21 protein-coding genes and 1 pseudogene are annotated in these 26335 nt (G+C 47.4%); 11 read left to right on the top strand and 11 right to left on the bottom strand.

From position 1 onward, the window contains the following. Positions 1-36: 36 nt before the first annotated feature. Positions 37-672 carry a hypothetical protein gene (locus A0126_RS17445; RefSeq protein ID WP_088837044.1) on the bottom strand — a complete coding sequence of 212 codons (636 nt, stop codon included), beginning with the start codon at positions 670-672 and terminating at the stop codon, positions 37-39. A gap of 122 nt (positions 673-794) precedes the next feature. Between A0126_RS17445 and A0126_RS17440 the strand changes: the two genes are divergently transcribed. From A0126_RS17440 to A0126_RS17425, 4 genes are all read left to right on the top strand, one after another. Continuing rightward, the gene (locus A0126_RS17440) at positions 795-1562 is read left to right on the top strand and encodes an SDR family NAD(P)-dependent oxidoreductase (protein WP_088837043.1); all 768 of its coding nucleotides are present in this window, start codon (positions 795-797) and stop codon (positions 1560-1562) included. A gap of 79 nt (positions 1563-1641) precedes the next feature. Next, positions 1642-2499, top strand: coding sequence for an SDR family NAD(P)-dependent oxidoreductase (locus A0126_RS17435; protein ID WP_088837042.1), 858 nt, complete (start codon positions 1642-1644; stop codon positions 2497-2499). A 6-nt stretch (positions 2500-2505) separates the two neighbouring features. Further along, complete coding sequence (locus A0126_RS17430; protein ID WP_088837041.1) at positions 2506-3552, top strand: phosphotransferase; 1047 nt, start codon at positions 2506-2508, stop codon at positions 3550-3552. A gap of 615 nt (positions 3553-4167) precedes the next feature. Then, a complete protein-coding gene (locus tag A0126_RS17425) occupies positions 4168-5583 on the top strand; it encodes an NAD-dependent succinate-semialdehyde dehydrogenase (RefSeq protein ID WP_029329917.1) in 1416 nt (471 codons plus the stop codon). A 46-nt stretch (positions 5584-5629) separates the two neighbouring features. Here A0126_RS17425 and A0126_RS17420 read toward each other — a convergent pair whose 3' ends face one another. After that, positions 5630-7642 (bottom strand): Na+/H+ antiporter, encoded by a 2013-nt coding sequence (locus A0126_RS17420; RefSeq protein ID WP_088837040.1) that lies wholly within the window; start codon positions 7640-7642, stop codon positions 5630-5632. A gap of 83 nt (positions 7643-7725) precedes the next feature. Next, entirely contained in the window at positions 7726-8613 is an 888-nt protein-coding gene (locus tag A0126_RS17415; protein ID WP_088837039.1) for a helix-turn-helix transcriptional regulator, read from the bottom strand. An 85-nt stretch (positions 8614-8698) separates the two neighbouring features. Here A0126_RS17415 and A0126_RS17410 point away from each other — a divergent pair, with 85 nt between their 5' ends. Both A0126_RS17410 and A0126_RS17405 read left to right on the top strand, forming a co-directional pair. Beyond that, positions 8699-9220, top strand: a complete 522-nt coding sequence (locus A0126_RS17410; RefSeq protein WP_088837038.1) for a dihydrofolate reductase family protein — start codon at positions 8699-8701, stop codon at positions 9218-9220. Positions 9221-9349: 129 nt separating this feature from the next. After that, positions 9350-10677, top strand: a pseudogene (locus A0126_RS17405) (IS3 family transposase). Positions 10678-10773: 96 nt separating this feature from the next. Here the strand turns inward: A0126_RS17405 and A0126_RS17400 are convergent. Further along, positions 10774-11706: an NAD(P)-dependent alcohol dehydrogenase gene (locus A0126_RS17400; RefSeq protein ID WP_088837037.1), complete on the bottom strand. Its 933-nt coding sequence runs from the start codon at positions 11704-11706 to the stop codon at positions 10774-10776. A 143-nt stretch (positions 11707-11849) separates the two neighbouring features. On the opposite strand from A0126_RS17400, the gene A0126_RS17395 reads away from it, so the two are divergent. Beyond that, positions 11850-13061 (top strand): MFS transporter, encoded by a 1212-nt coding sequence (locus tag A0126_RS17395; RefSeq protein WP_088837036.1) that lies wholly within the window; start codon positions 11850-11852, stop codon positions 13059-13061. Between the two features lie 100 nt (positions 13062-13161). Further along, the gene (locus A0126_RS17390; RefSeq protein ID WP_088837035.1) at positions 13162-13821 is read left to right on the top strand and encodes a hypothetical protein; all 660 of its coding nucleotides are present in this window, start codon (positions 13162-13164) and stop codon (positions 13819-13821) included. A gap of 45 nt (positions 13822-13866) precedes the next feature. Here the strand turns inward: A0126_RS17390 and A0126_RS17385 are convergent, their stop codons facing one another. The 3 genes from A0126_RS17385 to A0126_RS17375 form a co-directional block, all read right to left on the bottom strand. Further along, positions 13867-14472 carry a GNAT family N-acetyltransferase gene (locus A0126_RS17385; protein ID WP_088837034.1) on the bottom strand — a complete coding sequence of 202 codons (606 nt, stop codon included), beginning with the start codon at positions 14470-14472 and terminating at the stop codon, positions 13867-13869. A 199-nt stretch (positions 14473-14671) separates the two neighbouring features. Next, on the bottom strand, positions 14672-15880 hold the full coding sequence (locus tag A0126_RS17380) for an iron-containing alcohol dehydrogenase (protein WP_088837033.1): 1209 nt from the start codon (positions 15878-15880) through the stop codon (positions 14672-14674). A gap of 219 nt (positions 15881-16099) precedes the next feature. After that, the gene (locus A0126_RS17375; RefSeq protein ID WP_088837032.1) at positions 16100-16774 is read right to left on the bottom strand and encodes a bifunctional 4-hydroxy-2-oxoglutarate aldolase/2-dehydro-3-deoxy-phosphogluconate aldolase; all 675 of its coding nucleotides are present in this window, start codon (positions 16772-16774) and stop codon (positions 16100-16102) included. 189 nt (positions 16775-16963) lie between these two features. On the opposite strand from A0126_RS17375, the gene A0126_RS17370 reads away from it, so the two are divergent. Then, positions 16964-17731, top strand: coding sequence for an IclR family transcriptional regulator (locus tag A0126_RS17370; protein WP_088837031.1), 768 nt, complete (start codon positions 16964-16966; stop codon positions 17729-17731). A 64-nt stretch (positions 17732-17795) separates the two neighbouring features. Here the strand turns inward: A0126_RS17370 and A0126_RS17365 are convergent, their stop codons facing one another. From A0126_RS17365 to kduI, 3 genes are all read right to left on the bottom strand, one after another. Continuing rightward, complete coding sequence (locus tag A0126_RS17365) at positions 17796-18752, bottom strand: sugar kinase (protein ID WP_088837030.1); 957 nt, start codon at positions 18750-18752, stop codon at positions 17796-17798. Positions 18753-18793: 41 nt separating this feature from the next. Next, the gene (kdgT, locus tag A0126_RS17360) at positions 18794-19810 is read right to left on the bottom strand and encodes a 2-keto-3-deoxygluconate transporter (RefSeq protein WP_088837029.1); all 1017 of its coding nucleotides are present in this window, start codon (positions 19808-19810) and stop codon (positions 18794-18796) included. A 449-nt stretch (positions 19811-20259) separates the two neighbouring features. After that, positions 20260-21090, bottom strand: a complete 831-nt coding sequence (kduI, locus tag A0126_RS17355) for a 5-dehydro-4-deoxy-D-glucuronate isomerase (protein WP_088837028.1) — start codon at positions 21088-21090, stop codon at positions 20260-20262. Positions 21091-21877: 787 nt separating this feature from the next. Between kduI and A0126_RS17350 the strand changes: the two genes are divergently transcribed. Then, the gene (locus A0126_RS17350) at positions 21878-22489 is read left to right on the top strand and encodes a hypothetical protein (protein WP_088837027.1); all 612 of its coding nucleotides are present in this window, start codon (positions 21878-21880) and stop codon (positions 22487-22489) included. A 101-nt stretch (positions 22490-22590) separates the two neighbouring features. Next, on the top strand, positions 22591-25821 hold the full coding sequence (locus tag A0126_RS17345) for an ABC transporter permease (RefSeq protein ID WP_088837026.1): 3231 nt from the start codon (positions 22591-22593) through the stop codon (positions 25819-25821). 48 nt (positions 25822-25869) lie between these two features. On the opposite strand, the gene A0126_RS17340 is transcribed toward A0126_RS17345, so the two are convergent. Next, positions 25870-26331, bottom strand: a complete 462-nt coding sequence (locus A0126_RS17340; RefSeq protein WP_088837025.1) for a hypothetical protein — start codon at positions 26329-26331, stop codon at positions 25870-25872. Positions 26332-26335 lie beyond the last annotated feature (4 nt).

Genomic DNA, 26335 nt, shown 5'->3' with positions numbered 1-26335 from the left:
ACCATAATAAGCTGTCACCATGCACAGTACCGTGCGTTAATTTCCTGGATGACGCCGCAACTGTTGCCGTAGTATATCGACGTCTGCCTGTTTAAATAATGTCTCATCCTGTTCCCCGTACCGTACGAGATGATAGAGCACCGGATCAACTGTCAGCCCGATCCGCTCTAACCATTCCTTCATCGTCTCTTCCGGTCGACGCCTAGATGAAGCGGGAAGGCGCTGGTCAAATATCTGAATCAATCGACGGACTTCAGAGACATTGTTTGATTGGTAAGAATGTGTATCATTACTCGGCGACGTTGACGGTTTTTGTAAGATGTTCAGCTCCTCTTCAAAAGAGGTATCACCACTTTGTTTTACCGTTCGTTTGTTCCGTTTCCTCTTCAACATAGACGCCAGTAAAATCAACAGCCCGATCGTCACGATGGCGCCGACTGAAGCGAGTGCTTTCGGAAATGTCACATCAACAAAATGAGGCATCGGACCAGCGGGAAAAGGTTGCCCCCTCAAATCTGGTGAGCCGAGTGGCTTACGTGGTTTGATGTCGTACTTAAACGCATAGTCAGCCGGTTCATGAATATATGTCGTGTAGAGATACTGCCCGAAGACTTGAAAAGAGGCTGCTAAAAAACAAACGACCAAAATAGCTATCCCTACTTTCCGTTTCATCTCACCCCTCCTTTTTTCCCAAATAATAACATTAAAATTAAGTGCTTACAGCATTTTTCTTTCTTTTCAGTCAATTTAGACGTACAGTAAAGACAGACTTTTTTAAGATAGGATGTGGCTAGATGTACTTACCGACGTTTCGACTTGATCAAACAACAGCCCTCGTGACCGGAGCCGGACGCGGCATCGGACGGGCGCTTGCCATCGGGATGGCAGAAGCTGGTGCTGACGTCATTCTCGTCGCCCGGACGGAAGCTGATTTACGGGAGACGGCAAGCCGGATTGAAGCACTCGGACGACAGGCGTTCGTCCTGACGTGTGACGTGACCGACCGGACGCAAGTCGTCGCGACGATCGAAAAAGCCTATACGCTCGTCGACCGGATCGATACGCTCGTCAACAATGCCGGGATGAACATCCGCTCGAAAGCGCTCGACGTCACGGAAGACGAATGGGAGACGATTCAACAGACGAACTTAAAGTCGGCCTTCCTGTTTTCGCAGGAAGTCGGACGCCGGATGCAGGACACGGGTGGCAACATCATCAACATCGCCTCGGTCGCAGGTCACGTCGCTTTGCGGACCGGTGTCGTCTATGCGACGACGAAGGCGGCCTTGATTCAGATGACGAAAGTTCTCGCCCTCGAATGGGGTCCGAAAAATATCCGCGTCAACGCGATTGGTCCGTGGTATTTCAAGACGCCGCTGACGGAGCCGTTACTGGCCGATCCGGCGTACTTAAAAGACATCGTCGACGTGACACCGCTCGGTCGGGTCGGTGAACTGACGGAACTCGTCGGTCCGACGGTCTTCCTCGCGTCCGATGCCGGATCGTACATCACCGGTCAGACACTGTTCGTCGACGGCGGGATGACGATTAAAGGGTTTTAAGTACAACGAAGCAACAGGGACTTCCGAGCGTCATGGAAAGTCCCTGTTTGATGTATTACATATTTGATCGGAGGACTTCATGACAGCATGGATTGGAAAAATCGCAGTCGTCACCGGTGCGTCACGCGGCGCCGGACGCGGGATTGCTTACGAACTCGGGCAAACCGGGGCAACAGTTTATGTGACCGGGCGCAGTACACAGAACGGGACGACCGACAATCGTCCGGAAACGATTGAAGAGACGGCCGCCGGTGTCACGGCTCGCGGTGGCCACGGAATTGCGGTCCGCTGTGACCATACGGATCCGGATGATGTTGCCCGATTGTTTCAACATATCCAAGCGCGACACGGACGGATTGATTTGCTCGTCAACAGTGTGTTCGGCGGTTCGGAAGCTTCGCTTCCTCCCGGAGAGGGCAAACGGTTTTGGGAACGTCCGCCGGAACACTGGGACGCGATGATGGTCGCTGGACCAAAAGCCTATTTGCTGACGACGCGGGCCGCTGTTCCGTTGCTTCAGCAAAGTCCGGCAGCATTGATTGTCAACTTGACGTCGTTCAGTCCGAATCAAGCCGCCGGCAACCTGTATTATGATTTGGCGATGCAGTCGATCAACCGAATGACGTGTGTCATGGGGCAGGAACTTCGGGAGAGTCACATCGCTGCTATTGCACTGTGTCCCGGTTTCATGCGGACGGAACGGGTCGTGGACGCAGGATTCGGCAACGATGCAACCGAGACCACCACGTACGTCGGCCGGGCCGTCGCCGCACTCATGAGTGATTCGACCTTGATGCACCGGACCGGGCAAGCCTTGATCGTGTCTGACCTCGCCCGTGACTACGGCTTTACGGATCGGGATGGAACGCAACCGGCATCGTTTCAGCTTTCAGATGAACATTCCACATCTGCACCAACTGTCCGCAGAAAGGACTAAGCATGTATGTATCCAAGAAACGATTACCCCTTGATCGAACAAGCAGTCAAAAGTTTCGGTCTCGTTTTTCACTCACTGGAAGTCCACCCTAACACATTAACGACACACGGCAAACATGGCGATAAACACTACAAAATCTTGATTGATGGTCAATCCTATTCGATTCGTCTGTTACCAGAACAGCGTTATGCCGAATCTGCCCTGTCCCACTCTACACCGGATTTACTTACAGAACAGTTGCGATATACCGATTATTTGCGGGCAAATGGCATCCCGTTCATGAAACGCGTGCAACCAATACATGAGGGACTTTTCACGACAATCCGCGATTCAACCGGAAAGGAGTGGACATGTTGCCTATTTCACTGGCTTGACGGTCATCACGTGACTGTCAATACGATGCATTCCGCTGCTCAAATTGGAACATTAGCCCGTCAAGTGCATGATTTGTCACGCAACTATCAAGGGTTTCACTTTCCATTCGTCGACCATACGGTGGCCTATCAGCGTTGGTTCCATGATTTGCAAGAGCTTTCGTTTTCATCGATGCCGGAATCGGTCCGGGATTCGTTTCAGGAGTATCTGAGTCTTGTCCAACAAAAGATCGATACCGCGAGACCTACCAATCATTCTTCTTCTCAATCGGTCATCTCGACCGACTTGAATTCGCTCAACGTCTTATGGGACACCACTCAACAAATCGTCGGAATTGTCGACCATGAACATATCGGCGCAACGGACCGCGTGCAAAAATTGGCCTGGCTGATCAAATGGTATACCCGGACAGAAGGCATCGCGTCGCATGATGTGTCCGGTCATTTAGCGAAAAGTTTACTTGCCCACTACAACTCCCAGACCGTTCTCGTGCCGGAAGATGATCCGCGACTGGCTTCCTTGCTTTGGCTCTCGGGCTGCTTCAATTTACATTTCGTCGAACAGACGACACATTTGTTGCAAGAAGCCGGGCAACATCCGGAACAGGATAATCCGCTGCAACTTCACTTGGAGACATATCGTCTTCGGGGTGAGCGACTGACCGGTCTGCTAAGCTAAAAAAGAAACAAGTCACAGGACTTGTTTCTTCAGTGTGTAGACAAACTTTGAACATGCGATATCGAGAGGCAATCCGTTTTCGCTTCTCTGTCTCGTCTTCAAAGCGATGCAAGACGGATTACGCGCTAAACTGTCTGCGTTCCCGGATTCCCCTGATGGTATTCCCTAAAAAGCGTCACGTTTCGTTGACTCCTACGGGGTAAAGTGCGTTTATAACGCACTTTTCAGAGGCAGGCAAGACCCTGCTCCTTGTCCGTGAGGACCAAGGAGCAACGGCTTGCGCCTCGCCCGAGGAAAGCAACGAAAAAAGACGCTTGATTTCCCAGGTAGCACGTTGCCTACAGTCTGAAGAAACAAGTCGCAGGACTCGTTTCTTTACAACAAACGGAACGGGCTGACAATATTGGATTTTTTTAAGCGGTATTCGGCAATCGGCTTAAAGTGAATGTTCAGTGTCTTCTCACGAAATCTGACTCGGATCAATCCATTATTGAAAATCGTAGTTTTCCCAGGTCATTCCATTCCGTTATGTCCACCCTCCAAAGCGGAAGTACACAAATGGGCCTTCCAGGTGTTTAATTAGGGACGTAATGAAAACACATGGAGGTGCAACACATGATTGAAAAAAATGTAGTGAACGGACAATGGTACGAAACAGAACAAACGATTCCGGTCTTTAACCCGGCAACAAAAGAATTACTCGGGCACGTCCCAAGCAGTTCAGCAGATGACGCTCTACGGGCAGTCGACGCAGCGAGTGATGCCTTCGTCACCTGGTCTAGCTTAACGGCGGATGCGCGTGCCGATAAAATCGACGCCTGGTACCGTTTGATCAATGAACACCGCGACGAAGTCGCTGACATCATGACACGCGAACAAGGAAAACCGTTTGTCGAAGCACTCGGCGAAGTCGATTACGGCAATCAATATGTCCGCTGGTATGCAGAAGAAGCACGCCGGATTTACGGGGAAACGATTCCGGCATCGGTTCCGGGTAAACGCCTGTTCGTCGAAAAAGAACCGGTCGGCGTCGTCGCCGCGATCACGCCGTGGAACTTCCCCGCTGCGATGATCACACGAAAACTCGCCCCGGCTCTTGCAGCCGGTTGTACGGTCGTCTTAAAACCGTCGGAGGAAACACCTTTCACAGCCCTTCGCCTCGTCGAACTTGCTGAAGAAGCAGGCATCCCGGCTGGTGTCATCAACGTCTTGACAGGTGACGCCGCAACAATCAGCGGTGTCTGGCAAGCCGAACGCCGTGTTCGCAAAATCACGTTCACCGGCTCTACTGCCGTCGGTAAATTAATCATGCGCCAGGCAGCCGATACGATGAAAAAACTATCACTTGAACTCGGGGGTCATGCACCGTTCATCGTCACGGAAAACGCGGACATCGACAAAGCCGTCACACAAGCAATCCGCTCGAAATTCCGCAACGGCGGCCAGGCCTGCGTCGCAACGAACCGCTTTTACGTCCAAGCCTCTGTGCTCGACGCGTTCACAGAGAAGTTCGTCGCGGAAGTGAACAAACTAAAAGTCGGGAACGGTCTTGACGCCGATTCAACGATCGGACCCTTGATTAACGCAAAAGCCGTCGAGAAAGTCAAAGCACACATCGACGACGCGGTTGCGAAAGGTGCAACGATCTTAACAGGCGGTACGATCGATGACTCGGTCGGTTACTTCGTTACACCGACAGTTCTCGCGAACGTCACGGAAGACATGATTTGTATGCAGGAAGAAACATTTGGTCCGCTCGCACCGATCTCGGTCTTCGAGACACTTGACGAAGTCATCGAACGGGCGAACAACACACCCTACGGTCTTGCGGCGTATGCGTTTTCTGAACGAATCGATGAAGCGCTCCTACTCGGTAAAAAACTCGAGTACGGCATCGTCGGCTTGAATGACGGCGCACCGTCTGCTGCCCAAGCACCATTCGGCGGCTACAAAGAAAGTGGACTCGGCCGTGAAGGCGGCGTCTACGGCATCGAGGATTACCTCGAAGTCAAATACTTGTCACTCGGTTAAACCAAAAAATCCCGCTTCTGAACCATCAGAGGCGGGACTTTTTTAATTAATCGACATATTCATAGAGCACGACGCTTTCGATGTAGTGGATGAAACGACGTAACTCTTTTTCTTTTTCCGAAGAAAGGTCCCCTTCCTTCGACATTTCGGCAATTTCTTGACGCTGGACTTCGATCGCCCGTAAGCACAGTTCTTCTTTTTGCTGTTCGATGTCGCCCTTACTGCCGACCGGTGACGCCCACTGCGTATGTTTACCGCGGAGGCGGAAGTAATGTCCTTTGACGCTTTGGACGACTTCCGTCGGATACTTGTCACGGCACGTCTCGAGCCGGTCGATGATGTCGCCGATGACATGTTCATAGAGGGCATGTTCCATCTCCGTCAGACGAATCAATTCATCCGGTGACAACGTGAACCGTTTACGTTTTCGCATCAGCTTCCGTAACGGCTGATAGAGCCGGACCGTCGATTCGGAATGAATCGCCCGGCGCCGGTGTTCAATCGAGGCAACCGTTTCTTTTTTCAGTAAATCCGGCACGTCATGGTTCTTAAAGAACGCTTTGACGAATTCCGTTTCCCACGCGACGGCTTCAAGGCGCAGTTCCTTCAACTGTTCGTTGTAGACGTTGAGTTCCTGTTCGCTCTTCTCTTCTGCACGCAACAACCGCAACATGACATGGTATTCGTTCAGCAGGTCAAACGCGACCGGTGAATTATCGGAATTCGTCGCCTGTTTGACTTCCTGAATCGCCCGTAACATCATTCGTTGCTTTTGGGCATTCAATCCGAAGTCCGTTTGACTGACCGTCTCTTTTTGACTCAGCAACGGTAAGGCAATCGTCGCGAGCACTAACGTAAAGATGATGACGCCCGCCGCGAGGAAGATGATCAACGACCGTTCCGGGAACGCAACACCAGCATCCGTCAAAAACGGCAGCGATAACACACCGACCATCGTGATTGTCCCGCGCACGCCGACGAGCGTCGTGATTAAGTCGCGCTTGAACGAAGGTGGCCGTTGCTCCTCTTTACGAAGAAAGCGATGATCAAACCAATTAAAGAACAGTGTCCAGACTAAGCGGATCCCGAGAATGACAAGACCGATTAAGCTGACGTACCCGAGTAAGCGCCAGTTGTTGATGGCGTCATCAATGAAGATGGCCTGCGTCGCTCCGGGCAACGTCAAACCAAGCAATAAGAAAATGACCCCGTTCAAGATATAGGCAATCATCGTCCAAATGTTATCCGTCAAGACTTGTTCCTGGGCAAAGAACGTCTCTGTCCGTTCCTTAATTAAGGCATGAAGTAAGCCACCGGCGACGACGGCGATGACGCCAGACGCATGAAGCAGTTCTTCCGAGACGAAAAAGATGATGAACGGCGTCAAGATTTGCAGGAGGGCATAAAAGACGACGTCATCAATTCCTGACCGGCGGAGCCGGATCTTCAGCCAGTTCATCACGACGATGATGACAAGGCCGACGACGGCACCGACAGCAAACATATAAACGAATTCAAACGAAGCTTCACGTAAAGAGAAATAGCCTGTCATGACGGCCGTGACGGCATAACTAAAGGCGACGAGTCCCGACGCATCGTTAATCAACGATTCTCCCCGGACAAGATTTAAAATCGGTTCCGGAAGCCGGACACGTTTTGCGATCCCGTTGACCGCGACCGGGTCAGTCGGTGATAAAATCGCGGCTAACGCAAAAGCGGCAGCGAGCGGAATGACCGGCAACATCCAGTGGATGAAGTATCCGCCGATCACGGTCGTCAATAAGACGAGCACGATGGCGTTGCCGAGAATCGCCCCGCGCATCTTCCACAGTTGTTCCCGCGGAAAATGCGAGCTGTCGTTGTACAGTAAGGGAGCGATGAACAACAGTAAAAACCATTCCGATTCGACTTCAATCGAAAGTTCTTTGATTGATAAAGCAACGAGCGTACCGACGATGATTTGAATCAGGGCCGTCGGAATAAAACGGATGTAATGTCCGATGACGTTCGTCAACAAAATTAAGGCCAGTAACAATAAAATCAATGATAACGTTTCCATAGTAAATCACTTCCATTCTTTCACTTTTCTCTAGTTTTATCGTACCATAATTTCTTGCTGGCATAGGAGAATCACTCCTTTTTTCAGGCATCATAGGACACGAGCAGGTCCCTTGCCTGTTTCAGGATTTCTTCCTTTAGTGTTGACGGTTCAAGGACTTTTACGTTTTCGCCCAGTCCAAACAACTGCCGTCCGAGAAACGGTAACTCGGTAACCGGAACAGACCACGTCCGCTGTGCGTTCAGCGGTAAAATCCCTTCAAGCAACCGTTCCCCGAGTGACGTCATTTCCAGTCGGATCGTCACCTGTTCACCTGACTTCACCTGACGTTCTGCCTCCTCGAACGTCAGCTGTTCGGACGAAATGGTCGTCGGTAAGACCTGCTCCATCCGGTCGACCCGGTACTGCCGCAGTCCCCGGTCAGTCTGGGCGAGCAGATACCAGCGATTGCGTTCAAACGTTAAACCGATCGGATCCATCAAAATCGTCCGTCGTCCGCTTGTCGTCCGGTAAGTGATTTCCCCTTTGACTTCCGCTTCCAACAATCGCAACACGTCTCGCGTCAACGGAGATGGCGGCGTATCGGGTCGGGCAAAACGGACCCGTCCTTTCAGGCGGTCCATCTTCGCTTCAAGGTCCGGCGGCAGTTCATGGAGATACCATTCAGCAAGATCCCCCCGTAACGGACCGAATGGCAGATCGGGAATTTGACCGACCCAGTCGAGCATTAAAAATAAAGTGATCGCTTCCTGTTCCCGTAAGGCAAGTGGCGGCAGCAAACGGTTCGGCAGGACCCGGTATCCGCCCTCTGCTCCCCGCTCGCTGTAAATCGGATATCCATTTGCTTCAAGTTCGAGTACGTCCCGTTGAATCGTCCGTAACGAGACGCCGCACGCTTCCGCCAGTTCCCGCGCCGTCAACAGCTGTTGCCGATTAAGCAGACGCATCAGTTTCAAATGGCGACCTTTCATACAAAATCCCCTCTCTAATTACGACATCTTTTGTCATAATTATAGCGTAGACTAGAGATAGCTCGAACAAAAGGAGGAGTTATTGATGACTAAAACCGTTTTATATATCGCCTGTAGTCTCGATGGAAAGATTGCCCAATCAAATGACTCGCTCGATTGGCTGTTCGCTGTCGAAGGGGACGGTGATAATGGGTACGCGGCGTTCATGGAAGACGTCGATGCCGTCATCATGGGTCGAAAAACCTTTGACGAAGTCTTGGTCCTCAGTGAGGACTATCCGTACAGTGGACTCGAGAACTACGTGTTGACCCGGCAGAGCGATCAACAGTCCGAATACGCGACCTACACGAATGAGCCACTCGATGTGTTGATTGACCGGATTAGTCCGACCATCAACGGCAAGATTTGGCTCGTCGGCGGCGGCGAGTTGATTCAAGAAGCCTTACGGTTACAATTGATTGATCAGCTCGAACTGGCGATCGCGCCGGTCGTCCTCGGCAGCGGGATTCCACTGTTTCCGGAAGGGACGCTTGAGACACGGTTCCGGCTGACCAGCTGTCGTCCGTCCGGTCAGTTCATCATGGCGACGTATGATGTCTTGAAGTGACGTTCTACGCAGATAAAAAACACCTTTGAAACGCTGTAAACTGTACCCTGAGTAATAGACACTTAAAAAAAGTCTATTGCTCAGGGTTTTTGTGTACACTGGATTAAATCAGATCGGGAGTGAATCGAGATGTCGACAAAGTTATTTACGTCTAAAGAGATAAATGCTTTACGTATCAATCCATATGTGAAGTCCGTAAGCCCGAAAGGGGTCACGTATACCGATGAATTCAAAGAACTTTTTATAGCACAGACTTTTGATGGAAGATTTCCTGTGGAAATTTTTCAAGACTGTGGTTTTAATATCGAAGCGTTAGGGACACATCGTATAAAATCCTGTAAAAAACGATGGTTAGCGTCCTATAAACGGGATGGGGTAATGGGCTTACGTGATACTCGTAAAGGCAATTCAGGTCACAAGAAAGATGGAACACTCTCTGCGGAAGAACGTTTTGCGAAGCTCGAGGCAGAAAACAAACTGTTGAAGGCGGAGGTCGAACTATTAAAGGAAATCCGTTTGGCAGAAGGGAGAGAAAAGCAGGCTTAAGCGCATCGCAAAAGTATGAGCTGATTCAAAGAATCGTCATCAAGCACGAAATGAAAGGGATGGTTAGCCACCTCTGTCAAGTAGTCAGAGTATCACGTCAAGGATACCACGCCTATTTTTCAAAACGGAGAATACAGATGAGACAGGAGCGTGAAACGAAGGACATCGTTCGCCGTGACCTTGTCTTGAAGGCATTCCACTTCAAAAAACGTAAAAAAGGAGCTAGGCAGATTAAGATGGTTCTGTCTGGTCACTTTGGTGTATCCATGAATCTAAAATGTATCCGGCGTATCATGCGGAAATACAACATCGTGTGTCCGATCCGTAAGGCGAAACCATATAAACGGCTCATCAAGGCGACATCCGAGCACCGGGTGGTGCCGAATCATCTCCGGCGCGAATTCAAGCAGGAGACGCCCTATAAAGTCCTCCTCACTGATATCACTTATATATTTTATGGAAACGGCAAGCGAGCTTATCTTTCAACCATCATAGACGGCTCAACCAACGAAGTACTAGCGCACCAACTTTCTGAAAACATTAAACTCGATATCGTATTGGATACACTGAAGAAGTTACGGAAGAACCGTCGGGTTCGTTTGGCGAAGGATGCCTTCATCCACTCAGACCAAGGTGGGCACTACACGAGTCCTACTTACCAGAAACAAGTAAAACGTATGAAGTTAGTTCAGTCCATGTCTCGTAGGGGCAACTGTTGGGACAATGCCGTTCAGGAGTCTTTTTTCGGACATTTCAAGGACATTATTGAGTTAGATCAATGCACAACGTTCGAATCTTTGTGTAGTGAGGTCCGTAGGACCATCAACTACTACAATCATCATCGTTACCAATGGAACATGAAAAAGATGACTCCCGTACAATACAGGAATCATCTACTTGAAGCAGCATAAGTTTTTTTCAAATGTCCTTTACATAGGGTACAGATTACTGCAGGCAAAGGTGTTTTTTGCGTCAGTCTGACGGTGTCCGTCCTGACGAAGTGGCATCTAATCCGTTTTACCGGAATCCTCCACGACCGACACGATGACATTGCCGTATTTCCGCCCGGAATCGACGTAACGGTGGGCAGCGACGATCTCTTCGAGCGAATATACCGTATCGATGACCGCTTTGATCTTCCCAGTTTCAAACCACTCATTCAGTAGTATCAAATCTTTTTTCAGCGCCCGCGCCACGCCGTGTCCGGCGACTGAACGAAACGCCCCTTTCGCTCCGACGTGCTTACGTGCCGTTCGTTTCTCCACCTTTCCGGACGCGTCAAATACTGCGTCATACGTCGTCAGGTGCGCATCATATCCTTCTGCTGTATAGTCGACGACACCATCCGCGCCAAGACCTTCCACCAACTCAACGTGCCGTCCGCTGCAGACCGCCGTCACATGAAGTCCGTATTGTTTGGCGATTTGGACGGCAAGCGAACCGACGGCGCCCGAGGCTCCGTAAATCAAGATCGTTTTCGCCTGCTTAAGGTTCAGCTTCCGGAAAAAATGGAGGACGGTCGTTCCGCCAAACGGAAGACTGGCTGCTTCCGCGAAGCTTGCATTGCGCGGCATCTGCCCGACACAGCTCGTTTCCTTGATACAGGCATATTCAGCGTAACCACTAAAGCGCATCCCGGTCAGGGCATAGACACGGTCGCCGACTTTAAAATCCTGGACGCGATTGCCTGTCGCGACGACTTCACCGGCTAAGACAACCCCTAAAATTGGCTGTCTCGGTGCTTTAAACCCGATGACGACACGCATCGGAAGTTTCCCTGCTGCCGGTACATCGAGTGCCCGCAGACGACGATCACCTGAATGCACGGCGGAGGCATGGACTTTTATCAGTAACTCAGATGCTTTCGGGACAGGCTGTTTCACTTCTCGCAGCTTAAGTACATCCGGCGGACCATATGCAGTACAAATGACGGCTCTCATCGTACCCCTCCTCAAGCTTATTTGTTACTTAAGTAATACGACAGATCGGTACAAACAACCTGCACGGTTCAGGCATTGTGAACCCTGGAATCATCCGATATACTATTGGTAATATATGTATACAAAAAGCGGGTGGATTCCCCTTGTCTCGTGCTACGACGCTCCTAGCTTCATTCGGCATTTCGCAATTCGGTGACTTTATTTACCTTGTCGCAATCAATGTCTACCTCTATCAATTGACCGGCTCTGCCACCGCTGTCGCCGGACTCTGGATCATCGGTCCGTTTGCCGCCCTGTTCACGAAATTTTGGGCCGGCAGTCTGATTGACCGGGTCGATGTACGCAGGTGGTTGATCGGGACGGACTTCATCCGGGCGTTGCTCGTCGCGCTGATTCCGTTCCTGTCGACACTGCCGTTGATTTATCTGACGCTGTTTGCGCTCGCCCTTGTCAAAGCGTTTTTTGAGCCTGCTGCGACGACCTACCTGACACAACTCGTGCCGGACACCGGTCGGAAAACGTTTAATGCCTACCGTGGTCTGATCACGTCGAGTGCTTTTTTGATTGGTCCGGCGTTAGCCGGCCTGCTGTTACTCGTCGCGACCACCGATGTCGCGATTTGGATCAATGCCGGCTCGTTTGTCGTTTCCGGGGTTCTACTAGCTTTCCTGCCCTCCGTTCCCCGTCCCCCTGATGTCGAGAAATTACGATTCACCGACGTCGCAGCGGACTGGCGCACCGTCGCCCGATTCAGTCGGTCGAACCGGTTTATCATCGTGATTTACGTCATCGGATTGTTGACGATGAGCCTTGCGCTGGCGATGGACGCCCAGGAAGTCGTTTTTCTGCAGACTGTCGTCGGACTATCGGTAACCGATTATGGACTGTTGATCAGCTTGACGGGCATCGGTTCCGTGCTCGGCGGACTGACCGTTGCCCGTTTCTCGCGTCGCCTGCCGCTCAAAACGTTGCTCGTCAGCGGTTATCTGTTCGTCGCAATCGGTTACTTGATCTATGCGACGGCCACCTCTTTTTTACTCGTCGCGACCGGTTTCATCTTGCTCGGCTTTTTTAATGCCTTTTCCGGGACCGGCTTTATGACGTTTTATCAAAACAATGTGCCCGATGAATTGATGGGTCGTGTAACGAGCCTTTATGGACTTGGGCAAAGCATGCTCCACATCGTGTTGATTTTATTCGTCGGTTTTACGGGTGACCTGTTCCCGCTCCGCTTCACCGTGTTGACGGCTGCCTGTCTGTTGGTCGGACTGAGTCTGCTTCAAAGCATCGCTGTCCTCCTGCCGGGTAAACAACTATATTTTAAAGAAGATTTGCCGGCGAAACACATTTCCTAAATCAGACGGCGTGACGTTCTCCTTTTGAAATTGACAAATTATGCTAAACTTAAACCCATCTACATAATCAATGACATAATACGAACGGAGTGAATGCCACATGCACATTTTGATTGGACAACCGAAACAAGAAACAGACTTACAACAGTTACGACGAGAGATTGCCGCCTATCCTGACATCGACATCGTGTTGTATCCGGAAGGCTACTGCCGGCAGACCGATCTCGCGACGCTCTGTCAACTAGCAAAACAGTACACGACGATGATCGTCACCGGGTACCGGGACGCCGACCGGTTAGATCGGGCCTTGATCATTAACGAACACGGGGAAGTCATCCTCGACCGGGCAAAAACGCCGGAAGCCGGTCCGCTCTATCAACCGTCGACCGTCGACGATGATGGACAACGGTACGGGTATCTGCTCTGTCGCGAAATCTTCTTAGGACTGGACGGGCTGAAAAACGATACCGTTGAGTTAATTTTCAATCCAATTGGCGTCGGGATGTTCAGTCCGGAACAATATGCCGAGTGGTCCGGCGAAGCAGCACGCATCAGCCGCCAGCAATCCGCCATCGTCATCGGGACGAGTCATGCTGACGGTTCTTACCGCAACTGCGGCTTTTCGATTCCGACGGCGTTTGCGTATGACGCGACCGGCGAAGCGATTTTCCTGTCAAAAGACGATCGACAGACACGGATTCTCGATACGGTCACGAACACGGTTACCGTCATCGATTCGTTGATTGAGAACAGAACATAATCAAAAAGCCCTCGACCGCTCAAAGTGGTCGGGGGCTTCATTCGTTCATTGATGTTGTTTTTCGTTCTGTTCCGCTGCCTGACGTTGCGTCACGTACTCCTCCCGTAAAATGGAGTACATCTTGACATCGTGAAACGTCCCTTTGATGAAAATCAAGCGGCGTAACGTGCCTTCGTACGTCATCCCGACCTTTTCCATCACCCGTGCTGAACCGACGTTCGGTTCCATGCACCGCGCCTGAATCCGCTCCAGCTGTAACGCCTTAAAACCGAAGTCCAGCACCCGTTCCACGGCTTCTGTGACGATGCCTTCGCCCCAGAATTGCCGCGATAACGCGTACCCGAGCTCGGCCTGTTTGTTTTCATCAAGCAACAGATGAATGAAATCAATCGTGCCGATCATCTGTCCCGTCGCCTTCCATTCAATTGCCCACGGTGCCTGTTTTCCCTGTTCGTAGTTCGACAGGACGTGCGTCAGGAACTGCTGCGCCTGACCAATCGTCTGATTTGCATTCCACGTCACGTAACGCGCCGTCTCCTCGTCCTGGGTATAGGCGAACAAATCGTCTACGTCCTCTTGGCGCATCGGCCGCAAGAGCAAGCGGTCCGTCTCAAGTGTTGGTAACGTCTTGTAAAATTGTTCAGTAGTCATCCAGGATTCTCCGTTTCTTTTTTTACATTATATACAAAAAAACGAGACAGTACAATTATTGGATAAAAACCGTTTAATCCTTGCACTGTATGTGTACTTCTACTCGCTTGATCGCCGTAGCGTATAATGAAGACATTCAAAAACCCCCCGAATCGGAACTTGTATCAAGTGTCCGTCATTCGGGGGTTCCGTACATTATTCAACTATATGTCAAATGACTATTTTGAGACATCTCGTAAATTTTGATGATTTCCTCTTTCGTAATCGGTCGTGGTCCAGTTGTCGTACTCGGTTCACTTCCCGGGAACATTCGTACTACATCTTCGGCCATTCTTTCGAATTGGTCAGACGGGATGTCAACATCTTCAAGCGTCAGATAAGATTCTGTATCTTTCAACCATTCCACGACTTTAACTGAAAGTAACTTAGCTGCTTTCAAATCATCTTCTTCCGTTACACCGAAACATCTTCTAGCTAATTTTGCCCATCTAGCAGGCATCGCTTCTGCCATCACTTTAAGATATGGTGGAATAATGATTGTCATCCCTCTTGCATGCGGTAAATCATAAACAGCACTTAAAGGCATTTCAATTGAGTGCATCGGAATTGATCCCATTCTCCCTAGCGCCTGGAAACCAGACCATCCAAAGATTGAACATAACGCGATTTGCCCTCTGACAGCGATATCGGTCGGATCTTTAATGATTTTATCAAAATTTTCTTTTAGTGTTAAAATCATTCCTTCTGTTGCCCGATCTGCAAATTCCGATTCTGCCTGGCTTGATAAATAATGTTCGATCAGATGAGAGAAAATGTCGACACAGCTGTCTTTAGTGATCGAAAGTGGTACAGACGTCAATAACCCTGGATCTACGATGGCAACTTTCGGGTAACGATATGCTGATCTAGAAAAGCTTTTCTCATTCGTTTCAGCATTTGTTAAAACACCACCAGCATTACACTCTGAACCCGATGCCGACATCGTCGGAATCGCAATGATTGGATAAGCGCCTGTGTACTCACGCGGAACTCTGTCCCCTAAGACAACATAGTCCCATGACTTACCGCCAGAAAAACCTGTAGCAGCGATATATTTTGAACCATCGATTACACTTCCACCGCCTAGTGCAATGACGAAGTCACACTGCTCCGACTTAAATATCTCAATCGCTTTATCGATTGTCTGCGCTCGTGGATTTGGTTCGATTCCAGTAAACGTCACAAATTCAATTCCCGCTTCTCTTAACAGGGATTCCACGTTATCAATGATCGGGTCTAAAAATCCACCTCTTTTATACGTCGCAATCATTGCCTTTTTTCCGTACGACTTAGCGATTTTACCGATTTCATTGACTCTACCTTCACCATAAACGATTTCTGTAGGGAAATTCCAATTAAAATTATCCATTTTCAATCTCCTTTATTTAAAAGATTTTTAACGTAACAACTTCTTTTTGTCTCACAATACGGAACGGCGTTCCATAAAATAATTATAACGTTTCTTAAAATAAAAATCTACATAAATCCCTTGTATTTCGCGGAATTTCAAAAGCTTTATTACGATATTCAGTTTAAAAACCGCATCTTTTTCTTATAAACTGTCCTCTACTATTTGACCGGCTTCCCTTTACACTCTTACCTTTTCAACTTCTTCGCCATCCCGTCGCACACTTCTGACTTTTTCTACATATTGTGCGGCGTATTCACTAATCAGGTTATAATCCCCGCTCTTCGCCGGGGTTATAAGATTCCCCCCCACCCCTACGGCTACACATCCGTTTTTTATCCATTGATCTACATTGTCTAAACTAACACCGCCGGTCGGCATTATATTTACTTGGGGCAGTGGTGCATGGACCCCTTTAATGAATTCCGGTCCAAAATTGTTCCCTGGAAACAGCTTTACAATATCGACTCCTGCCTCTAGGGCCTGTTTCATCTCTGTAATTGTCATGCAACCTGGCATATACGGTACCTGATACAGATTGCACAACTTTGCTGTAGCTTCGTCAAAACAAGGACTTACGACGAACTGTGCACCTGCTAAAATAGCAATCCTTGCCGTAGTAGAATCCAGAACAGTCCCTGCTCCAATCACCACCGAATCATCGCCAGTAAAGAGTGATCTTAATTTTGAAATGACACTATCTGCTCCATCAACTGTAAATGTTATCTCAATGCCTTTAATCCCTCCCTCCACGCAGGCTTCTGAAATTTTAATAGCTTCTTCTTCACTGTCTGCTCTTATTACCGCTACTACACCACAGTTCGTAATGCTGTTTAAAATCTTTAGTTTATTCATTAAGTTCCCTCACTTTTCAATAATTTTTCATACCACTTAAGAATTTTCAAATTTAGTTTCATTTCCTGTTATTTAGTAAGCCAAATTTTCATCAATCTTTGGTATACTTGAGAAACTAAACAAGTCTTGAAGAGACTGATTTTAAACAGTCCCTAAAACAAAAATACTAAAATAAAGAGGTTGAAGATTTTGTCTAACGTTCAATCATTAGAAAGAGCACTTACTATTTTAAACAAACTGTCAGAATATCCTGATGGCCTTAAAATTTCCCAATTAACTGAACAACTGGACTTATCCAAAAGTACTATTCACCGGTTGTTAACTACGCTGGGAAGCATGAATTATATCGCTAAGGATGCCGAAACAAACAAATACAAACTGGGGTTACAAATTCTTTTCCTCTCTAGAAATATTTCGGACAGCAACGAAATAATACGTGCTGCAAAACCTTTCATCGAAAAACTGTCCAAAGACATAAATGAAACGGTTCATTTATGCATAGAAGATCGTGGTGAAATTGTTTATATTGATAAAATCGAAAGTAACCACACAGTCCGAATGTTTTCACGGATTGGTACACGTGGCCAAATGTACTGTACAGCCGTAGGTAAAATCCTGCTTTCCGGAGTAACTCCAAGTTATTTTGAGGAAGTTGTTGAAAAAATTGATTTTGCTCCACGAACTCCAAACACGATTACATCACAAGGAGAATTCCGGCTAGAAATCGAAAAAGTAAAACAGCAGCAATATGCACTGGATAATATTGAAAACGAAGAAGGTATTCGTTGCATCGCTGCCCCGATCTACAACCATAAAGGTGAGATCATTGCTAGCTTTAGCGTATCTGGTCCTAGTAACCGGGTAACGATGGATATGATCGAAGATACTTTGATTGATAAAATGAAAGATACGAGTTTAAACATTTCGCAAACACTTGGTTTTACGGATGTTAACTAGTTTTCAATAATTCATACGATAAAAGTAAAGAAAACCGTTGAACACGGTCATCTTTACTTTTTTTCTACATTGTCAAATCAATTGCATTGCCTGCCATAAATTCTCCTAAACGTCTACGATCAGGCAATCCGTCATTGTCCCCAGGTGACATTACCGCCAACGCACCGATAGCAGTTCCCCGTCTTACTGACTCTTCCAGTGATAATCCTTCCAAGATACCGCTTATCACACCTACTGCAAAACCATCCCCGGCACCGACAGTGTCCACCACTCGATCAACCGGATAGCCATCTGTATAAAATTGATTTCCTTCCGAGCTAGTGTAGGCTCCATCAGCTCCAAGCTTCATCACGACTGTTTTAACCCCGAGATTATGATAAAATCTTGCAATGGCTTCAATTGACTTTTGTCCTGTCAATATTTCCCCTTCGCCAACACCGGGTAGTACGATATCCGCCAAAGAAGCTAACTCATTGACGACTTCAACCATCTCTTCTTTACTGGACCAAAGACCGGGCCGTAAGTTTGGATCATAAGAAACTTGAATACCTTTCATTCGTGCTTTTTGCATCAAGGTGTAGACCATTTCTCTGCAGTCTTTAGATAACGCAGGTAAAATCCCTGTCACATGAACGTGATCAATTGCTTCCAAATCCAAGTGTCGGATGGTTTCCGCATTCATATGTGATGCTGCAGAGTTTTTTCTCGCTGAGAACACTTCTGGATCAAATTTGCTTACCTTTTGTTTCCACTGCATTCCTGTTTTATAGGTTTCGTCATACGTTATATGACTCGTATCAATTCCATTCTCGAGTAAAAAATTCTCAATCGTTCTTCCGAACGGGTCTTGACCTAGTTTCGTGACGTATGTCATCTCATGTTCAAGACGAGACATCCCGATTGAAAAGTTAACTTCCGCCCCAGCCACAAAGCGGCTAAAGTTTTCAACATTTTCAAGTGGACCTTCTTGTTCGGCAACAAACAATGCCATAGGTTCTCCAATAGTTACAATTCTACTCATCATAATCTCTCCTTATTATTTAAAAGGTTTTTCTCTGAATTTTACGATTGTAAGACTTCTTTCATCTCTTCCGGATGATTTTGAGGGTCTTGGTGATCCTGATTTTTGTTTTTATTTTTCATATACTTGGCCCAATAGGCAGTTAAAATCGGTACTAAAATCGAAGTTACGATAACTGAAGCTGCAACTAATGCTGTAGCAGATTGTGCAATAGGAAGGAACTCCGGCTTCATCGTCGCGATAATCATCGGGTTTGCAACTGCAGCTCCCGCCGTACTAGAAGCTGCCAATCCTGCAGTACCGTTACCTCCCCCAATGAATTTGTCTGCCAGCATCAATGGAATACCAGTCACAATGATGACTAAAACCCCTAATATCACTCCACCCAGTCCTGTCTGCAGAATTACTTTTAAATCGATTGCATTACCTAATGCGAATCCAAAGAAAGGAATCATTACGTGTGATGCTCTACTGAAGAAGTCTCGCACATCACTATCCAGATTCCCCAGTATAAAACCAACCAGGAAAGGCAATACTGCGCCTACAAAAACATGCGGTTCAAAAGCAGCTACTCCTGTAGATCCTAAAATTAGCATGGTCACTAATGGACCCGACTCGATTGACATTAAAACAAATGCACCGGCTTCTTCTTTAGAACCGTATTGTTGCATGATTGATGCGTACAGTCCTCCGTTTGTCATATCCATCGCCGCAATTAAAGCTAAAACCGAAAAACCTGCAAAAATGCCTGTTTGGATACCATCAACCGGAATAAAGGACGATGCAATAACAGCAACTACCCACGCTACGGCAATTTTAGTTAGTACAAGAGTTCCAGATTTTCTTAATACTGTACCGGTCGCTTTAATATTTATTCCTGTTCCCATACAGAAGAACCAAACCGCTAAGATTGGAACGGTCCCCGTCATTAAGCCGTTCGTAAAAGAACCAAAATATTCACCGGATCCCGGGGCAAACGTGTGAATAAGTGCTCCGAGGAACAACGGAACTAACATTAAACCACCGGGAATTTTATTAAGTGTCTTCATAATTTTCATTTTTTACACACCTTTCATAATTGATTTAAATGCTAAATTTCATTGAAAAGATTATTTGGTTACTACAATGCAGATTACCGCCAATATTGATAACGCTTTCAAAAATATGTTTTTTAAAATTTCAGCCGCGAGTGACCACCCATGATCTATCCGGTGTATGTGACTCCTTCTCTACAACAACGTTTTTAACTTTAAGAACGAAATAACTACCTAGGTATTTTTGATCTGCTTCCAAAAATTCTTCTACATTCATCAATTCAGATTTATTTAAATAGAAAAGCGTATCTTCTTCATCATAACGACCAACTGAATACGGAGAAAAACCTGTTATTTCTAAATCGGCTAAGACTGTTTTTAATTCCTCTTCTAGAATATCCGTACTTTTAAGTTTGTTAATTTCCAGTAATCAAGTTAGCATCGTCTCACATGAACCTTTAGCGTTCAGACACTCATCGCATTTCCTCTAATTTTACTGGAATCGCGTCACTGATTGTTTTATTGTCGCCTGCCATCCCCCAAACAAATGCATAATTACTAGTTGCCGTACCGCAATGAATTGACCATGGAGGTGAAATCACTGCTTGCTCATTTTTCAGAATGACATGTTTTGTATTACGCGATTCCCCCATGAAATGAAATAACCGTGCATCCTCGTCCAAATCAATATACAGATACACCTCAGTTCTCCGATCATGTGTGTGTGTAGGAACGGAATTCCATACACTTCCTTTATCGAGTTGAGTCATGCCCATGACAATCTGGCAACTTTGAATGCCTTCCTCGTGAATAAAGCGACGAATCACACGTTGATTGGCATTATTTACAGTGCCCAACCGATCTCCCTCAATTGAACGAAAAGATACATGTTGAACGGGGTATTCTTTATGCGCCGGTGCTGAAAAAATGTAATACTTTGCTGCGTGTCCAGAAGATTCGCTTGAAAATACTAGTTCTTTTTTTCCTAACCCTACATAAAGGCAGTCCTTGTTTTCCATATCGAAAGTTTTACCATCGACGACAATCTTTCCTTTGCCCCCAACATTAAATATTCCGACTTCTCTCCGATCTAAAAAATATTCTGATTGCATCTGATCCGTACCTTCTAATAAAATCTGAGCATCCTTCGGTGTAATGCCTCCAATGATTATACGATCATCCATTGAATAAACTAGTTTAGTTTCATTTGATACAAATAACTCCTCGATCAAATAATTTTCCCGTAACTCCGCTGTACTAAAATCTTTAACTTGGTTTGGATGAGTCGAATATCTTGTTTCCATAAAAAAATACATCTCCTTTAGTTTCTGAATTTTAAACGCGAAAAGACAAATCTAATTTAAAATGAAGGCGTTTACAAAAAAGATTAAAAAAATAGTTTTTGTTCCGTATTGTGAAACGACGTTCTACATAATGATTATATAATGCTGTTTTAAAAAAAGCTAGCGAATTAATATTGTCAAAATTATGAATGTAACTTGTGTATTTTTTCACTAATACGTAATTAATTATCCATATATAGGTTTTAAAAGGTGAGCTACGTCCTCATCAAACCTCTCTTGAATGCAAAAAAACAGCAAATCTTTTTTAACGGATGATTGGTCGGTAGGAGATTGTTTTACTTAATCGTTACTTTTTTAAACAAGCATATTTGCTTGCTGTTAATAGTAGAACTATTTCGATGTAAGTAAAAATCCGGTTGGAAGTGATCATATAACTCTTGAGTACATAAAACTATTTTTTACAATGCTTGCTAATTCAAACTAAAATGAACGGGGGCTTCTGTATGTTTTATGTAAATAGAACGCTGTTTTGTTTTTTTTATTGTTAAGCAATAAAAAAATAGGAAATACACATTCAAGTGAACCTCTAGATTAATTATTTTTTAATTTTTTTACCTTTCATGAATAAAAACGTGAATCATAATTTGTACTTTTCTAATTTCTTGTTTTCTTATTTCTCATTTCCCATCTATAAAAAATCCGTTTGCGTTTGGAAATAATAAACAGTATATTTAGACTGAGTATTCTGATAATTATTTCCAAATTAAACAGGAGAAGGAGTGTTTCTATGATGACGACTCAAAAACGCTTGCTTTCACTCGCTACAATCACCGTCCTTACCGGAGGAGCTGTCTTTGCTTTTACGAATACAGATGGATTCAATACGCAGGACGAAACGGTATCCGATGTTGCAACGACTGACACTACCGTCACAAAAGTCAGCACTTCCCGAGTATCGGGTACCCCGTCAATCCAAAAATTAATGAGTGCCGGGATGGTCCAGACGTATCCGGGCGATCCTGCACTAAAGAAAAACTCTTTCCGTGTTGATCCGATCGTTTTATCTGCCCCAAAAGAATTGAAGCTGAAAGAAAAAGACGGGTACCGCTACATTACGGTTCCGCTCATTTTACACAATAAAGAAGGTACGTCAGACGGCTATAGCGTCTATCGTCCGAATGCTTTCTCGATTAACGACGGTCACGGGCATGACTATGCTCCGGTCGACTACATCAGTCATAACAAGAAAGCCTGGAAGTACGAACATCAATACATCGCTCCGAACCGTCTCGTGATGGATGTCGTCTACCACGTCCCGAAAAATGCCAATACGTTCGTTATGTTTGCGTCAAGCGATGCTTTCCCGAAGACGTATACCGTCAAAATCAGCATCGATTAACATGCTGATCTTTTCTACCCTGATCGGTTAAAACGACGGCCGGTTCCGATTCGGAATAGGCCGTCTTTCATATCGCTACACGTAAAAGGAGGTGGACGCCTATGATGTCCTTCATTTGGAACTCATGGTGGCGAAACAAAGAACGGTTCATCCTGTTACTCGTCGGTGTCCTGATTGTCAGTACAGGACTGAGCTATTTAATCGGGACGACCCAAGCGAACAATGGGACCGTCGTTGACGAACTGCAAAAACGCTGGAACTCGTCATATGATATCGTCGTCCGGCCGCCGGGAAGCCGGAGCGTAACGGAAGACTTACATTTACTCGAGCCGAATTATATGAGCGGTCTCGACGGCGGCATCACGATGAAACAGTATCAGACAATCAAAGACATCACGGACGTCGAAGTCGCAGCGCCGATCGCGATGATCGGAAATAAATCGACAGGCTCATCCGTCGGGACGCACACGTTTGATGACCCCGGCGTCTATAAGCTGACGATCACCGATTATCAAAATACCGGTCTGCAGGTCGACAAGTCGACGACGGTCCGTTATTTAGCCGCCGGCTGGGACGCGAGCGGCGATACGAAACAATCCGGCGTCTCACCGATCGGTCTCGGAAAACAACCGCTCGACGAGTATGGCAGTGATACGATGATTGCCGGGATTGATCCGGAAGCGGAAGAACAACTCGTCGGGCTTGATCAAGCGACGAAAAAGTCGGACCACAGCCGTTATTTCACGGATGAAGACGTCGTGACGGCGCTCGAGAACGTCGATATGATTCCGGTTTTGATGAACGAACGGGATTACATCGATGCGTCCCGGACCTATAAATATGAAAAACTTGATTTACCGCTGATTGATGACTCGATGGTACCGACGATTCAAGAAGTCACGAAAAAGGGCGGCAAAACATACTTAGACAAGCTCCCTACCGTCGATGAAAAGCCACAGACGTATAAAATCACGACGGCGCAAGTCCAAAAACAATTCATTCATGATATTTTGAATAATTCATTACCTGAAAAATACAGCGGCTACTCGGAATGGCTGATTCTCAAGCCTTCACCAATCACCTATCAATCCGTCGAGAGTCCCTATCCGTCACGCTGGCCGTTCACCTATCAGGTCGAACCGAAGCTGATCAACCCGGATTCTTTGCTTGCGAAACGCAGCATGTACCGGGCAGCACGCGAGTTCGGGACGTCGAGTGATGACTGGCCGCGGATCAACCCCTATTACATCGGAGTATTTGATCCGAAGAAATTGAATTTATCGAAAGATCCGTTGACGGAACTGCCGATGGAAACCTATTTCCCGGCGAAGGCAAAGTGGGTCATGGATAAAAATGAGACACCGGTCAACCCGCCGCGTGACGTCAAACCAACAAACGACCCGTACGACTTCATGACGAAACCGCCTTCGATGTTGACGACGCTAGACGCTGCTTTCAAGATTCGCGGCAAAAAAGCCATCTCCGTCATCCGGGTCAATGTCAAAGGCATCGATACGATGAATGAACAAAGCGAGAAAAAATTACAGGCCGTCGCGCAGGAAATCGAGGACAAGACCGGACTGATCACGGATGTGACGCTCGGTTCGTCACCGCAACTGGCGTTGACGTATCTGCCCGGACTTAAAGACCAGTCAGCACTCGGGTGGGTCCAGCAGCCCTGGATTAAACTCGGTTCCTCGATGGCGATTTTCCAGGAAGCGAAAGTCGGGATGAGCGGGGTCATTGCAAGCGTCATTTTGGTGGCGCTCGTCTATGTCTTCAGCTCAAATATCATCCTGCTTTACGCCCGGAAAAAAGAATTTGCGATTTTACTGGCCCTCGGCTGGCGCCCGCGCCAGCTGTCGAAGATGCTGTTCCTCGAAGCGACGTTACTCGGTTCACTCGTCGCCTTGATTGCCTGGACGATTCTCGGGACGTTTTGGCTGACGACGGACCATCCGATCGCCCTTGCCCAGATCGTTCTGATCGGTCTCGCCGGACTGTTGATTTACTGGGGCGGCACGTTCGTCCCGATGCTGTTGATCCGGAAGATTCAACCGTACGAAAGCATCCAGGCGGGAGAAGTCTCGCGGGGACGTCGTTTCGTCCGTTCGCAGTCCGTCCTCGGCATGAGCGTCAATCAATTGGTGACGTACTGGCAACGGACATTACTGTCGCTTGTCGCAATCGCCTTACCGACCAGTTTGTTCATTTTCTTCCTGTTCGTCACGTTCCGACTCAAGGGGGTCTTGTATGCGTCCTGGCTCGGCGAATTCGTTGCCCTTGAAGTCGGCATGATGCATTATGTCGCGATGGGGGTTGCCCTGCTGATCGCCATCTTGACGACGACGGAAATCATGTGGCAGAACGTCAACGAACGGAAATCACAGCTCGCCGTGCTGAAAGCGACCGGCTGGCGCGACGGGATGATCCGTCAACTCGTCTTTCTTGAGGGGGTCATGACCGGTCTGATTGCCGGATTGATCGGTCTTGCCGTCTCGCTCGGGTTGATTTACAAGATGTACAATCAATTCCCGACGGCCGAGCTCGGATTCCTGAGCCTGACGCTGTTGATTCCGATTACGACCGGGATCATCGGTGCTTTATTACCCGCCTACCGCGCGGTTAAAATTACACCGAATGCAGCCATCGGGAGCGTCGCCGTCAATGCCAAGGCGACGGAACGCCGCTTCAAAGTCGCGCTTGGAACAGTCGGGACCGCGCTTGTCGTGGGTGTCGTCGGACTATTCTTCTTTGCGACGACGAGTGAAGTCGAGCACCCGGCGGCCGAGCCAACAAGTCAAACAACTGAAACGACGACAGGGACGAAGCTCGCCGATTTGACCGCCAAAAAATCGACCGCCATACAACCGTCGAAACAGGAAACGGCAAAAATCGAAAAGCTGATGAATCAGGGGCTGCTCAAAACGTATCCCGGTGACCCGAAATTAAAGGATGCCACCTTCCGTGTCGGGAAACTGTTAGACCGCCCGCCGGCTGAACTCAAACTGACACAGCAAGCCGGTATACGCTACATCACGCTCCCGTTGTTTTTGCATGACCCGGATATTACAGAAGATGTACTCGGCTCCTACAGTCAATATAAACCGGACCGGTTCACACTTCAGGATGGGAATGGGCATGTCTACGAGACGGTCGATTACGTCAACCGTAATGAGAAGGCCTGGAAAAACAGTTACCAGTACTTTGCTCCCTATCAATCAAGGGTCGATCTCGTCTACGAAGTACCGGAAACGGAAAATGTCTTCGTCATGTTTGCGTCAAGTGATGCATTCGCAAAACCGACTACCGTCAAAATCGAACTCAACTAAAAAATAGTACTTCTACCCGTTGGTTGATGCGCGAGTAGAAGTACTGTTTTAGTTTGCCATCCGTGTTTTTTTTCGTAGATCGTCGTTCGTCGGGTGACTCGGATCCGTCCGCATGATCCGCAATTCCAGATATTGTTTCAAAAAGGCAATCAACAGCAGAGCCAGCAGAAGAACGATTAAAACAGATATACTCCAATAATCAGGGATCCATGCCTGAAGCGCAATCAATAAAGGAACGGGAACGAAACCGAACTCGACCGCGTAACGGAAACGAATCAGCCGCCGTGCTGCTTTGATGCTTGATAGGGCACTAATCCGTCTTGCCTCGCCGAGCAGTAACAGTCCATGGATGAGGACGAGGAGGACGAGCAGTGGAACAATCCATTCGTCGGCACCTGTTTGAACCAAGCCGTACAGACTTAGCGCGACGACTCCTACCAATGCCAATCGTTTAAAAAGATTCTGCTTGCTTTCCTGCTGCATGATTAGAATTTTCGTTTGTTTTTCCATTTTG

It is taken from the genome of Exiguobacterium sp. N4-1P, from assembly GCF_002214325.1.
The sequence above is the reverse complement of the archived record's forward strand: the minus strand, read 5'-3'. Positions and strand labels throughout refer to the sequence as shown.